Below are 13,564 nucleotides of genomic sequence, written 5' to 3'. Positions count from 1 at the left end.
TACCACCCAGCTCTTATCCCACACTGCATACATTTAGAATGTTAAAAGTCACACCATTGGTCAAATAGCTGCCTTAAAAGTTCAAAGCTTCCGCTGCTCTACACACCATTGAGACCTCCATCTGTCATGGCATACACCTTAATTAAAGTGACATTTCAAAAAACACAATCCATTCAAAAGATTAAACCACGCCCAATTGAATTTAAAAATATGTAAATCAAGCTGTTATACTGTGGGTTTTGCAGCCTATCTTAACCATGAGCCAGACCGATTTAGCCATTCGTGACCAAATTCAAGCCTTGAATTTAAAACTGTTTCGCATCAGTGTCACTGCCGATACAAGCCTCAAATTACCCATCAAAATCCCGTTAAAACCCATGAAAACAGTGGCCCATGCGCTAGCTAAAGTCAAATACCTGCGCTTTAGCCGCAGCAAAGGCTATCACATCGGTTTGATACCACTAGAGCCTCGCCATTTTCTGGTTTTACAATCCTCAGATGCAGCATTTTTAAATGCCTTACAACAACATCTACCCGTTTTGTATTGGAATGCCTATCAAGCCCAAGCATGGATTCATGCCGACCATTGGCATACAGAGCTTGCCAATACCCTCATTGCAGCAGGATTTTCTTATGATGTTCTGAATCCTGAGACAGGCGTTGCGGCATTAACAGGCTTTGCGTCATAAAAAAGCGTCCTGTAAACATTTACAGGACGCTTCTCCAACCACATATTTCAATTAAAAAGCCGCTTGGTATTCACGAACACGTTTTTGTACCCATTTGCTGTCGCATTGCAAACGCACTATTTCCAATTCTGTTTCAGTGCCATAAGTGCTGAGCGATTCTTTTTTACAAGCCGCTGCTTTTTCATCTACCCAAGCTTTTTGTGCGCCTTCAATTTGGGCTTGAATATCCGCATCCAAACCTGACCAAATGCGATTCAATTGCTGTTTGTACAATTTGTTTTCTTCTTGTACTTGTTTCAAACGGGCTTTTTGCTCCGCCTCTTCCGCCAACTCTATGCCACGCACACGCGCTTCTTCGGCCAAAATTTCTTTTTGTATCGCAGCATCCGCTTCTTGTTGCAAGCGTATTTCTTCGGCCTCGGCTTCAGCTTGCGCTTTTTGCTCTTTGTTTTTAGCCTCCAAAACCATCAATTTGCTCATCGAAGCATGCAACACATCGCTCACGCCTTCGGCCAAATCTTCTGCATTGTCCACTTGCGCATACACTTGTTTGCCATCATCCGTTGGTTGCACCGAATACAAAACCGTCGCTTGGTACACGTTCGCGGCATTGCCCGACTTTTTAAAGCCATAACGCAACAAGGTTTCTTCCACCGTGCTGTCCACGCCACCCATTTCTTCTAGCGACATGTTCGCATCATCCAAAACCTTCGTTGGCACCATCAACGCCAATTCCGCCTCACAAAACACCTTACTGCTGTTGGGGTCTTCCTTGCTGGTACGAATGCTTTGCAAAGCGTATTGCAATTGCGACACCGACGCGCGAATATTGGCCAAATCAAAACGGCGTTTGCCATCGTCGCCCACATAGGCTTGCAAGTGTTTTTGTGCTTGCTCTTTGATGATGTCATGCACCAAAGTTTGACCTGTTGGATCGGAACACGATACTTTTTTGCCTTGCAGCGCACTGATGTAATCACATCCACCCAAACCCAAAGCCAAAATCAGCCACCAACTTGTTACTATCGAACGCTTACCCATTGCCATTTCCTGTTGTATTTGTTTTGTTTTCAAATTCACACAATCGCCGCATTATATGACAATTAGGCATATTTATTCCATTGCAATACATACACTGCGCCCATCCAAACACAAAATTTCAGGATGCTTGCCTTCTATGTTTCAGAACTTATTTGTCATGATGGCTTCTAAAAGGCTGATTGCTTGCCAAACAAGATAAGGATTTTCCCATGAAAGCATGGATTTTAGGTTTGAGTGCCAGTTTGATTTTGTGCGCCAACAGTGCTTTTGCCCAAAGCAAAAACACCATTCCCGCAACCTTTCAAGACACATGGGTGAACATTGCCAGTCCAAGCGAGCGCGATGTTGTTTGCCAAAATGGTTTTGCCCATGCCAATTTTGATAATGCTAAAAAACTGCATGTAATTGACATTTCGCCTGAGCAAATCGTCCACCACCATTTCAGCGCCAAAGGTCACACCGTGCGCATCAATTTAGACACGCTTCGCTTTCGCGAACACTCCGACTCGGTCATCCGCGGCACCAGCCGCCGTGAATACATCGCCGACAACAACAAACCAAACGAATCGCGCATCTACAAAGCCTATTCCTACCACTACAGCCTCAAAGACGACGCTTTGAAAGTCGGTGCTTTGCCACAAGAAACGTTTTACCGTTGTGGGTAGTTGGGTTTGAAATAAAATAAATGATTTTTGTTGTTCAAAACATAAATAAGCGTCCTGTAAAAGTTACAGGACGGCTTTTTTATCAAACAAAACTCTGATTGAATTTATTTTTCTTAAATAATTTTTAAAACACTATTTTCACTTTTCAAGATTCAAATTCTGAATTTTATCAATATAGAAATCTATTCGATTAGCAACCATTTTCGCATCAAAATCTTCATACGAATAATTTTCAACAATCAATTCACCATCAAAATCTTGCTCATGTTGTTTATGAGAGGCAATAAATCTAATGTCTTTTAAAGCTTCTTGAATTTCTTCTATTGAGTAATACTTTTTACGACGATTGTCATACATCACAATAGATATAGATACGCCATAAACTAAGGTACCTACTCCAAGCGTAATTTGACTGCCATTCAATACTTTTTTAATAGTATCTGAATATAAAAAACTTCCTTTATATTTCCAAGAAATAGAATCATTTCTTTTATCTTAACATTTTGAAAAAAATCTTCCTTGTAGTTTGATTCCTCTATTATTTCTGTAAGATAACTTTTCGTGACATCAAATACATCCTTTTTTCTAGTTTGAATTTCATCAATTTCATTGTAATGCTCTGTAACCAGTTTAAAAAAACTTTTTTTATCATGATTGATTTGAGTATTGGACATTTTAATCATCGCTTTTATGTAATCTTCAATAAAATAAGAGTAGCGGTTTTTTTCTGTATTTTGAAAAAACTCCTCAAGTTTGGATTTTAAATTCAAACAAAAACTCTCATGACTGACAAATACATAATTTTGGGAATTTTTTTAGGCTTATCAATCGCCATCAATATAAAATGGTTTTTACCACTGTAACTATTTTTTTTAGTGTATTGTTGTTTTACAAATAATTGTAATGACCCACTAAATTTCTGCTCAGGTATTATTCCATCTAGGAGATACTAAAATGAGTAGCCAAATGAGTGATGAAAACAAACGTTGGAGTGCCAAACGCAAGAGTGCATTGGTATTGGAAATCATCCAAGGTAAGACCACGGTAGCCGAAGCTTCTCGGCAATTTGATTTAACGCCATCTGAATTGGAAAGCTGGGTTGATCAAGCTAAAGAAGGTATGGAAAACGCTTTGCGAGCCAAACCTCGTGATGTGCGTCAGCAATACGAAAAGCAAATTCACCAATTACAGGCCGCTTATGGTGAAGCGATGTTGGAGCTGCGTGCGCGAAAAAAGTTGGAGGAATGGTTGGAGCGGGACGAGAACTGATTTGGCGTTTGCATGAACAGTTTGCATCTGATGGTGTTCACGTCAGCATCAGCCGCTTGTGTGCTTGGTTTGGTGTGGCTCGTCGTTCAGTGTATTACCGACCACATCGCAAACAGCCAGTGGTAAAAGAATGCTATTCAGAACCGATTAAACAATTGATTGAAGAACAACCATCATTTGGTTACAGGACGGTTGCTGCTTTGCTGAGTATGAATAAAAACACTGTCCAACGTGTGTTTCAGCTCAAAGGTTGGCAAGTACGTAAACGCTCAGTCGGTCGCAGACCTCGGATTCAAGCGGTGCCATCCAAAGCACAGGAGCCAAATCAACGTTGGTCTACAGATTTGTGTCGGGTTTGGGGTGGTAAAGATGGTTGGCTCAGTCTGGCTTTGGTAATGGATTGCCATACCCGTGAATTATTGGGCTGGCAACTTTCCAAAACTGGTAAAGCCAGTACGGCTGTGAGTGCATTGGAACACGCTTTGATCAGCCGCTTTCGCTGTTTGGGCAAGGTGCCTGAACGTTTCTTATTGCGTTCAGACAATGGTTTGGTGTTTACCAGTCGCAAATATACTGCGTTGGTGAGCAGTTATGGTTTGCAGCAAGAATTCATCACACCGCATTGCCCACAGCAAAACGGCATGGTGGAAAGATTGATTCGCACCATTAAAGAGCAATGCGTTCATCGCTACCGCTTTGAGAGTTTGCAACATGCCAATCGTGTATTGAGCGATTGGATACAGTTTTACAATGAACGAAGACCTCATCAGGCATTGGGTATGAAAACTCCTACTGAAGTCTATCGATTAAGCTTGTGACTTGTGCAGAAAGTGCTAGGTCATTACATAATTGATAGACATCAATCGGATTATTCAATATATGTCTGACTTTATTTTCAATGATCAAACTGAATTCAGATGTATGCACAACCAAATCAATGAATCCTAAATTATCATGTTGACTTGATTTAGCATGAACTTCAGACAAAACCTCTGTACCCTTTAGCATATGTTCATATTGAATTTTTGCCTCTTCCAACAACGCAAGCAATGCTAAATTCCCAATCTCATGCTGTTCATCAATTTGAAATAAAAATTCCAACATTTTAGAACTAACGTTTTCATAACGATTGACATCAAGTCTTTCAAACATCGTGATTTCATGGGCGGCTGTTGTTGCAGGCAATCCTTTCAAATCAAAAATTAACTGATCAAAATTCACACAAAACATTCCTATATTCTATTTATTATTTGATGTGCAATCAAAAAGCGTCCTGTAAACCTTACAGGACGCTTTCAAAATACTCAAATCAAATAATTTATATATCTATATTATTGATTTATTAGCAACACATATAATCAAATCACAAGACCGATTTAACAGCCGCCACCACATTCTCCGTGGTAAAGCCAAACTCTTTGAACAAGATGTCAGCAGGGGCAGATTCGCCGAAGTGATCGATGCCAACCACCGCGCCGTCCAAGCCAACATACTTGCGCCAGAAGTCCGACACACCCGCTTCAACCGCCACGCGTGGCAAGCCTTTTGGCAACACAGATTGTTGGTAAGCTTTGTCTTGTGCATCAAACACATTGGTCGATGGCATAGACACCACGTTCACATTCACGCCTTCTTGTGCCAAAGCCGCTTGCGCGTTCAATGCCAATTCAACCTCCGAACCCGTCGCGATGATGACCGCTTGTGCTTCGCTTTCGGATGCTTTGATAACATAACCGCCTTTGGCAATGTTCGCCAAAGTCGCTTCGTCACGCGCCACAAACGGCAAGTTTTGACGGCTGAAAATCAAGCAAGCTGGGCTGGTTTTCGCTTTCATCGCTTCAGACCAAGCCACCAAAGATTCGGCCGTGTCGCAAGGACGCCAAACTTTCATGTTAGGAATCATGCGCAAAGTGACGATTTGTTCAATCGGTTGGTGCGTCGGGCCATCTTCGCCCAAACCAATCGAGTCGTGCGTGTACACAAACAAAGTATTGGTTTTCATCAACGCTGCCATACGCAAAGCATTGCGCGCGTATTCACTGAACATCAAGAACGTGCCGCCAAACGGACGCAAACCGCCGTGCAAATTCATGCCATTCATGATGGCGCTCATGCCAAACTCACGCACGCCGTAATGAATGTAGTTACCGCCGTTGTCGCGCGTTACCGACACAGAGTTAGACCAGTCGGTCAAATTCGATGGTGTCAAATCGGCAGAACCACCCACCAACTCAGGCAACACTTGCGCCAACACTTCAATCGCGTTTTGGCTGGCTTTGCGAGTGGCGATTTTTTCAGCTTTGCCAGAGATTTCAGCCAATGCGTTCTGAATATGCGCATCAAAATTCTCAGGCAATTGGCCGTTTTCACGGCGCAAGTATTCTGCTGCCAATTCTGGATATTGTGCTTGGTAAGACGCGAACAACTCGTTCCACGCGCTTTCCAAAGCCTCACCGCGCTCTTTGGCATTCCAAGCCGCGTACACTTCTTCAGGCACTTCAAACGCGCCGTAATTCCAACCCAAAGCCTTGCGTGTGGCTTCGATTTCGTCCGCACCCAAAGGTGCACCATGCGTTTTGTGGCTGCCCTCTTTGTTCGCTGCGCCCTTGCCAATCAAGGTTTTGCAGCAAATCATTGACGGTTTGTCGCTATTTTGTTTAGCTTCTTCAATCGCTGCTGCCACCGCTTTGGCATCATGACCATCAACATTTGCCACCACATGCCAGCCATAGCTCTCAAAGCGTTGTGGTACGTTTTCGCTAAACCAGTTGTCAATTTTGCCGTCGATAGAAATGTTGTTGTCGTCGTACAAGCAAACCAATTTTCCCAGACCTAAAGTGCCTGCCAAAGACGCCACTTCGTGCGAAATGCCTTCCATCAAGCAACCATCACCCAAGAATACATAAGTGTAATGATCGACAATCGGAAAGCCTTCGCGGTTGAATTCTTTGGCCAACAATTGTTCTGCCAACGCCATGCCCACCGCATTGGCAATACCTTGACCCAAAGGACCTGTGGTGGTTTCCACACCATCGGTGTAACCGTATTCAGGATGGCCTGGGGTTTTGCTGTGCCATTGGCGGAAGTTTTTCAAATCATCAATAGAAACGTTGTAGCCAGACAAATGCAACAAAGAATAAATCAACATCGACGCATGTCCGTTTGACAACACGAAACGGTCACGGTTAGCGAATTTTGGATTGTTTGGGTTGTGACGCAAAAATTGATTCCACAACACTTCAGCCATGTCCGCCATGCCCATAGGTGCGCCTGGGTGACCTGAGTTTGCTTGTTGAACTGCATCTGCTGACAAAAAACGAATGGCGTTTGCCAATTGAGAAGCCATAATGATAAACCTTATTTGGTGAGGTTAAGCGATGGGCACATATTTTACCTGATACTTGCCTTTGCCGTCACATTGATTGCATTTTATGCATATGTTAAATATTCAATCTAAGCCTAGATTCAAATTATGACACCTTCACAACAAGCGTCCTGTAAACACCTTAAAACCATCTCAAAAAATGGAATGAATTAAAAATAATTATTCCATTTTTGCAAACATTCCCTGTGATTTGCGCCAAAACAAGACAAAAGAAAACACTCTTGCTAGACTATTTCCAAAATAAAATCATATTTGTCTACAAAAACGAGAAACGAGATCGGTCATGAGTGCAACACTCAAACCTACCATACAGGCATATTTGGACATTTTGAACCACAAAATCATCCCCAAATTGATTGCCAGCGGTTTCAAACCCAATCTCATCAATGCCCGTGAAGCTTTGGCGAATGTCACCAAAACTTTGGTTACCAAGACTGTCGATTGTGCGGGCGTGTGGGACGACACGTTCAATACGCAGCCTTATGCTGTGCCTGTGCGCATTTTTCACCCGCGTCCTGAAAAAGCATTGCCTGTTTTGATTTATTTTCATGGCGGCGGCGGTGCGGTAGGCAGCGTGACGGTTTACGATCCGATTTTGCGCCGTTTGGCTCAAACCACCCAACACATTGTGATGGCGATTGAATACCGTTTGGCACCTGAAAACCCTTATCCAGCAGGTCAAATCGATGCAAAAAATGCTTTATTGCATTGGCGTGAGGTTTTGGATACGCGCAATATTGCCTACATCAATCAAGTGAGCATTGGTGGTGACAGCGCAGGTGGTGCTTTGTGTAACAACTTGGTCAGAAATTGGGATTATAGCCAGCAAGCCATCCACGCTCAGATTTTGATTTACCCATCGGTTGATTTTTGTATGGGTTCAGAATCGGTACAAACCTTAGGACAAGGTTATTTCTTAACAGCAGAACGCATGCGTTGGTATTTTGCGCAATACTTTCAAAATGGCGAGGATTATTGCCATATGTCAGCCTTGCACAATCCCATCCATCCACAAACGCCACCGACACTCATTTTCACCGCAGGTTTTGACCCTTTGCGTGACGAGGGCTTGGCATATGCTCAAAAGCTTCGTGACCAACACATTACGGTACAACACATTCAATACGATGATTTGATTCATGCTTATTTGAATTTGGAAGATTTGTGTGCCGAAGAATGCGAACAAACTTACATGCACATTGGCAATTTTCTGAATAGACCAAACGCTTAAAAGTATTCACATTTGATTGAATATTCATTATTGTGTCAACTTGGCTTGTATTGAAAATTGGTCAGACCAATAAAACCCTTATGTTTATTGGCATAAGAATATAATTGGTAAAGTCGCCAACCCATTTTTTGGGCAAATATTGGCCATTTACAGGAGATTTGCCATGCGTTATGCCGTGATTTCAGACATACATGCCAATGTTTGGGCTTTGGAAGCGGTATTGCAAGACCTTGCGAAACACGGTGTGGATGCCATCGTGCAATTGGGCGATGTTTTATATGGTCCGTTGGCACCACAAGCGACGTTTGAATGTTTACAGGCCGCTTCTGTACCTGTGTGGCATATCAAAGGCAACCAAGATGACGAGATTTTACAAGCCATGGATTCGCCAACACTCTCAGCGACGATGGCATTTGTGTTGCAAGAATTATCGCCCCAAGCCATTGCATGGTTGCGTGCATTACCAAACACATGTTCGCCACAGGCTGAGTTGTTTGCATGCCATGGTACGCCGCTTGGTAACACAGAATATTGGTTGGAAGACGTCTCATCGGGGCAACCTAGGCTAGCGACAGACCAAACTTTGCTGCAACGTTTGGCCTGTCGAACCGAAGCGGTGTTGTTGTGCGGTCACAGCCACATTCCACGTCATGTGCGTTTGAATAATGGTCAAACCATTATCAATCCCGGTAGCGTGGGTTTACCCGCTTACGAAGACGCATTGCCATGGCCACACCAAATGCAAACCTTCCGCCCTGATGCCGCCTATGGCATTTTGGAACACCAAGCCCATGGTGTTTGGCAATGGCAACAATATTGGTGTGCTTATCACCATGCCGAAGCCGCCGCACAAGCACAAAGTTTGCACCGCTTTGATTGGGCGTATGCACTGCAGTCAGGGCGCGTTTTGTCATCTGTCTGACCCTTTTTGCAACACCTTAATATTTCACTAAAAGAAGGTTGAAAAAACCATGGAAACAACTCAGAGAAACCGTTTAAGTGAGGACGAGCGCGTGCGTTTGCAACAGCGCTTGCATACTCTTTGGTCAGACATGTATGTATTGACCAAACCTGAAGAAGTCATTCCTTATGAATGTGATGGTTTGGCAGCTTATCGCGAAGTGCCTTTGGCAGTGGTTTTGCCTGAGACCGAAGCACAAGTGCAGCAGGTATTGAAAACATGTCAACAGTTAAATCTACCTGTGGTGCCGCGTGGCGCAGGAACAGGTTTGGCAGGCTCAGCCATGCCCATTCCCGATGGCGTGGTGTTGTCTATGGCGAAATTCAACCGTATTTTGGACGTTGATTTACAGTCTCGCACTGCTACGGTGCAACCGGGTGTGCGCAATTTGGCTATTTCCGAAGCAGCAGCACCCTATCAACTGTATTACGCACCCGACCCATCTAGCCAAATTGCCTGCACCATTGGCGGCAACGTGGCGGAAAACTCAGGTGGCGTGCATTGTTTGAAATACGGTTTGACAGTGAACAATGTCTTGCAAGTGCGTGCGGTCACCATTGATGGCGACATCATCGAATTCGGTTCACGCGCGCCTGATTCTCCCGGCTTGGATTTATTGGGTGTGTTGATTGGTTCGGAAGGTATGTTTTGCGTGACCACTGAAGTGGTCGTGAAACTCGTTCCAAAGCCACAATTGGCGCAAGTAATCATGGCATCGTTTGACGACATGGGCAAAGCAGGCGATGCGGTAGCGGCGGTGATTGCGGCAGGGATTATTCCAGCTGGCTTGGAAATGATGGACGGTCCTGCCACGCAAGCGGTCGAAGACTTTTTACACGCAGGTTATGACACCAATGCCAAAGCAATTTTATTGTGCGAATCTGATGGTACGCCTGAAGAAGTGGCCGAAGAAATTGCGCATATGGAAGAGGTTTTGAATGGTTGTGGTGCCACTCGCATCCAAGTCTCCCGCAATGAAATTGAGCGTTTGGTGTTTTGGTCGGGTCGCAAAAATGCCTTCCCTGCCGCAGGACGCTTATCGCCTGATTACTACTGTATGGATGGCACCATTCCTCGCCGCTCCATTGGTAATTTGTTGCGCTCGATTGAAGAAATGGAACAAAAATACCAATTGCGCTGCATCAACGTGTTTCATGCAGGCGATGGCAACATGCACCCATTGGTATTGTTCAATGGCCAAGACCATGAAGAATGGTTGCGCGCGGAAGCATTTGGTGCGGATATTTTGGAAGAATGTGTGCGTTTGGGCGGCACCGTCACAGGCGAGCATGGCGTGGGCATTGAGAAAATCAATTCAATGTGTGTGCAATACACCGAACAAGAACGCGATGCGTTTTGGAGCGTGAAATATGCCTTCGATCCGACAGGCTTGCTCAATTTTGACAAAGCCATTCCGACCAAAAACCGCTGTGCCGAATATGGCAAATTGGTGGTGCGTCGTGGCGAAACCTTGCCTCATTCTGAATTAAGCCGCTTCTAAGCGTCCTGAAAGCCTCAAAACATGCGAAACGAATTACATTTATTACAAGAACACATTTTACAGGCCGCTCAAACAGGCACCCAACTGACCATACAAGGCGGCGGCACCAAAGCGTTTTATGGTGAGCAAGTGGCCACCGACCATATTTTAGATACCCACGCTTATTGCGGTATCGTCGAATACGATGCGCCTGAATTGGTGATTACCGCCCGTTGTGGCACGCCTTTGCAAGACATTGAAGCGGCTTTGGCTGAAAAAGGGCAAATGCTCGCGTTTGAACCACCACATTTTGGCAAACACGCCACCATCGGCGGCTGTGTGGCAGCAGGTTTATCGGGTCCACGACGCGCACATGCAGGCGCGGTGCGTGATTTTATTTTAGGCACCAAACTCATCAACGGCAAAGGCGAACATTTAGAGTTTGGCGGTCAAGTGATGAAAAACGTCGCAGGCTATGACGTTTCACGCTTATTAACTGGTTCTATGGGTACTTTGGGCTTGATTACCGAAGTGTCGTTGAAAGTCTTGCCTCGCCCTATGGCCACACAAACCATTTGTTTTGAATACGATGCCAAAACCGCTTTGGCGCAAATGAATGGTTGGATGGGCAAACCTTTGCCATTGGCAGGCACTTTGTGGCAAGACGGCATGTTGTATGTGCGTTTGAGCGGTGCACGAGCGGCAGTAGATGCAGCTATCAAAACCCTTTCAGGCCGCTTAATAGACGCAGAGCAAGCCACGCCATTGTGGGCAGATTTGCGCGAGCAGCATTTGCCATTTTTCAGCGAGCGTCCTGAAAACCAAACCTTATGGCGCATCGCTGTACCTGATACGGCACCGTTTTTTGATTTGGGTGGCGAGCAAATCATCGAATGGGGCGGCGGCTTGCGTTGGATTCGGACTCAAACGAGTGCGCAAACTGTGCGTGATTTGACCGAACGCCATGGCGGCAATGCCACCGTATTCAAAGGCCATCAAGCAGGTGTGCCGGTATTCACGCCAGTTTCTGCCGCACATTTGGCGATACAAAAACGTTTGAAAGATGCTTTTGATCCCAATCATGTGTTCAATATTGGCAGAATTTACCCTGAATACTGAATCCAGCGTCCTGTAAAAGAATAAAACCGAAGAGAACACCCCATGCAAACCACTTTAGCCGATTTCATCAAAGACACCGAACAAGGCAAAATCGCCGAATCGATTTTGCGCAAATGCGTTCACTGCGGTTTTTGTACCGCCACTTGCCCGACTTACCAATTGTTACAAGACGAATTGGACGGTCCTCGTGGCCGTATTTACCAAATCAAACAAGTTTTAGAAGGCACACCCGCCACTCCGACTGTGCAAATGCATTTAGACCGCTGCTTAACTTGCCGCAGCTGTGAAACCACATGCCCGTCAGGCGTGGAATACGGCAAATTGATTGAAATCGGGCGCGAAGTGGTCGACAAACAATTGCCACGCACAGGTGCAGATAAATTCAAACGCCAAGCCTTGTTCAAATTAACCACCTCACCGAAATTGTTCCACAGTGCTTATACGATGGGTCAATCGGTGCGCGGCTTTTTACCAAAAAAATTACAAAGCAAAGTGTTGGCTCAAAAGCCATTAAAAGCCGTTCCAACCCAAACACACACACGCAAAATGTTGATGTTAGAAGGCTGTGTACAACCTTCTATGTCACCGAATATCAACCACGCCACCTTGCGCGTTTTAGACAAATTGGGTTTGGAATTATTGCGTCCAAGTTCAGCGGGCTGTTGTGGTGCGATTCATTTGCACAATCAAATGCATGATGATGGTTTGAACGACATGCGCCGTAATATTGATGCTTGGTGGCCTGCCATTGAAGCGGGCGCAGAGGCGATTTTAATCAATGCTTCAGGTTGCGGTTCAACCGTCAAAGAATACGGTTTTCATTTGCAAAGCGATGCGCGTTATGCCGCCAAAGCACAACGAGTTAGCGAATTGGCCAAAGACATTGTCGAAGTGTTGATTGGCGAAACCGAGCGTTTGCAAACCCTCTTCACTCAGGCTCCGACGCAACAAACTTTGGCATACCACCCGCCTTGCTCATTGCAACACGGTCAAAAGTTAGGCGGTAAGGTAGAATCCTTGTTAGCGGGTTTGGGTTTTCCTGTGTTGTTGCCTAAAGACAGCCACTTGTGTTGTGGCTCTGCGGGTACGTATTCGTTCTTACAGCCTGAATTGTCAGAGCGTTTGCGCCAAAACAAAGTCAACAATTTAGAAGCCCTCAAACCTCAAGCGGTGCTTTCAGGCAATATCGGCTGTATCGCCCACATCGGTAGCGGTACCGATATTCCTGTCATGCATTGGATTGAATACTTAGACCAACAATTGGGTGGATAAATGAAAGCATTATTGGGACGTGTTGTGTTAATCAGTGGTATGTGTTTGGGTTTGGCGGCTTGTTTTGAACAATCAACAGTCACCATTCCTGATGCGCCTAAAAACGATGAAACATACAAACAGCAGTTTAGCGATGATTTCAATCAAGCTTGTTACAACGGCTTTATTCAAAATTTTGAACAACGTCCACAACCTGCTACCGAACGTGACTATCAAGCTGCTAAAGGCATCTGTGAATGTATTTCTTTCAATTTGGTACAAAACAACGACAACACCCAATTAACCGCTTTATCCAAGCAAACACCTGAGCAAATGTTAGATTTGACGCGCCCATTGGTGTTGTCTTGCTCAGAACAAATACAACAAAAACTGGCTGCTGAATATGCGTCTGGCCCTATCGCCAGCGAAGCGCAGCCTTAATACCAAAACTGTCATATTTGTCAGTTTTCAAC

Annotated in this window: 15 protein-coding genes; 10 read left to right on the top strand and 5 right to left on the bottom strand. The window is 44.8% G+C overall.

The features are described 5' to 3' along the window. Nucleotides 1-257: 257 nt before the first annotated feature. The gene (locus tag ADP71_RS02520; protein ID WP_019957384.1) at nt 258-689 is read left to right on the top strand and encodes a hypothetical protein; all 432 of its coding nucleotides are present in this window, start codon (nt 258-260) and stop codon (nt 687-689) included. 51 nt (nt 690-740) lie between these two features. Here the strand turns inward: ADP71_RS02520 and ADP71_RS02515 are convergent, their stop codons facing one another. After that, on the bottom strand, nt 741-1,769 hold the full coding sequence (locus ADP71_RS02515; protein ID WP_171460865.1) for a hypothetical protein: 1,029 nt from the start codon (nt 1,767-1,769) through the stop codon (nt 741-743). Nucleotides 1,770-1,939: 170 nt separating this feature from the next. On the opposite strand from ADP71_RS02515, the gene ADP71_RS02510 reads away from it, so the two are divergent. Beyond that, nucleotides 1,940-2,395 (top strand): hypothetical protein, encoded by a 456-nt coding sequence (locus ADP71_RS02510; protein WP_019957382.1) that lies wholly within the window; start codon nt 1,940-1,942, stop codon nt 2,393-2,395. Between the two features lie 138 nt (nt 2,396-2,533). On the opposite strand, the gene ADP71_RS02505 is transcribed toward ADP71_RS02510, so the two are convergent. Both ADP71_RS02505 and ADP71_RS02500 read right to left on the bottom strand, forming a co-directional pair. Beyond that, the gene (locus ADP71_RS02505; RefSeq protein ID WP_019957381.1) at nt 2,534-2,818 is read right to left on the bottom strand and encodes a hypothetical protein; all 285 of its coding nucleotides are present in this window, start codon (nt 2,816-2,818) and stop codon (nt 2,534-2,536) included. Continuing rightward, the gene (locus tag ADP71_RS02500; RefSeq protein WP_171460864.1) at nt 2,815-3,165 is read right to left on the bottom strand and encodes a hypothetical protein; all 351 of its coding nucleotides are present in this window, start codon (nt 3,163-3,165) and stop codon (nt 2,815-2,817) included. Before ADP71_RS02500 ends, ADP71_RS02505 begins: the two co-directional genes overlap by 4 nt. Before the next feature lie 184 nt (nt 3,166-3,349). Here ADP71_RS02500 and ADP71_RS02495 point away from each other — a divergent pair, with 184 nt between their 5' ends. Further along, a complete protein-coding gene (locus ADP71_RS02495) occupies nt 3,350-3,664 on the top strand; it encodes a transposase (protein ID WP_104931416.1) in 315 nt (104 codons plus the stop codon). Further along, nucleotides 3,640-4,482, top strand: coding sequence for an IS3 family transposase (locus tag ADP71_RS02490; RefSeq protein ID WP_104931415.1), 843 nt, complete (start codon nt 3,640-3,642; stop codon nt 4,480-4,482). Before ADP71_RS02495 ends, ADP71_RS02490 begins: the two co-directional genes overlap by 25 nt. Here ADP71_RS02490 and ADP71_RS02485 read toward each other — a convergent pair. Then, on the bottom strand, nt 4,454-4,885 hold the full coding sequence (locus tag ADP71_RS02485; protein WP_158667073.1) for a PD-(D/E)XK nuclease family protein: 432 nt from the start codon (nt 4,883-4,885) through the stop codon (nt 4,454-4,456). The genes ADP71_RS02490 and ADP71_RS02485 overlap by 29 nt on opposite strands. A 142-nt stretch (nt 4,886-5,027) precedes the next feature. Continuing rightward, nucleotides 5,028-7,010 (bottom strand): transketolase, encoded by a 1,983-nt coding sequence (tkt, locus tag ADP71_RS02480; RefSeq protein WP_104931413.1) that lies wholly within the window; start codon nt 7,008-7,010, stop codon nt 5,028-5,030. 322 nt (nt 7,011-7,332) lie between these two features. Here tkt and ADP71_RS02475 point away from each other — a divergent pair, with 322 nt between their 5' ends. The 6 genes from ADP71_RS02475 to ADP71_RS02450 all read left to right on the top strand — a co-directional run bounded on the left by ADP71_RS02475 (nt 7,333) and on the right by ADP71_RS02450 (nt 13,532). Then, nucleotides 7,333-8,280 (top strand): alpha/beta hydrolase, encoded by a 948-nt coding sequence (locus ADP71_RS02475; protein WP_019957378.1) that lies wholly within the window; start codon nt 7,333-7,335, stop codon nt 8,278-8,280. Between the two features lie 163 nt (nt 8,281-8,443). Then, complete coding sequence (locus ADP71_RS02470; protein ID WP_104931412.1) at nt 8,444-9,202, top strand: metallophosphoesterase family protein; 759 nt, start codon at nt 8,444-8,446, stop codon at nt 9,200-9,202. A gap of 49 nt (nt 9,203-9,251) precedes the next feature. Beyond that, nucleotides 9,252-10,742, top strand: coding sequence for an FAD-linked oxidase C-terminal domain-containing protein (locus ADP71_RS02465; protein ID WP_081619524.1), 1,491 nt, complete (start codon nt 9,252-9,254; stop codon nt 10,740-10,742). Between the two features lie 21 nt (nt 10,743-10,763). Then, nucleotides 10,764-11,840 carry a glycolate oxidase subunit GlcE gene (gene glcE / locus ADP71_RS02460; protein ID WP_019957375.1) on the top strand — a complete coding sequence of 359 codons (1,077 nt, stop codon included), beginning with the start codon at nt 10,764-10,766 and terminating at the stop codon, nt 11,838-11,840. 42 nt (nt 11,841-11,882) lie between these two features. Then, a complete protein-coding gene (gene glcF / locus ADP71_RS02455; RefSeq protein ID WP_019957374.1) occupies nt 11,883-13,112 on the top strand; it encodes a glycolate oxidase subunit GlcF in 1,230 nt (409 codons plus the stop codon). Next, complete coding sequence (locus tag ADP71_RS02450; protein WP_019957373.1) at nt 13,113-13,532, top strand: hypothetical protein; 420 nt, start codon at nt 13,113-13,115, stop codon at nt 13,530-13,532. It abuts the gene before it with no gap. Nucleotides 13,533-13,564: the final 32 nt, after the last annotated feature.

Source organism: Vitreoscilla sp. C1, assembly GCF_002951955.2.
Taxonomy (GTDB): Bacteria; Pseudomonadota; Gammaproteobacteria; order Burkholderiales; family Neisseriaceae; genus Vitreoscilla; species Vitreoscilla stercoraria.
This window is presented reverse-complemented; position numbering and strand designations above follow the sequence as displayed.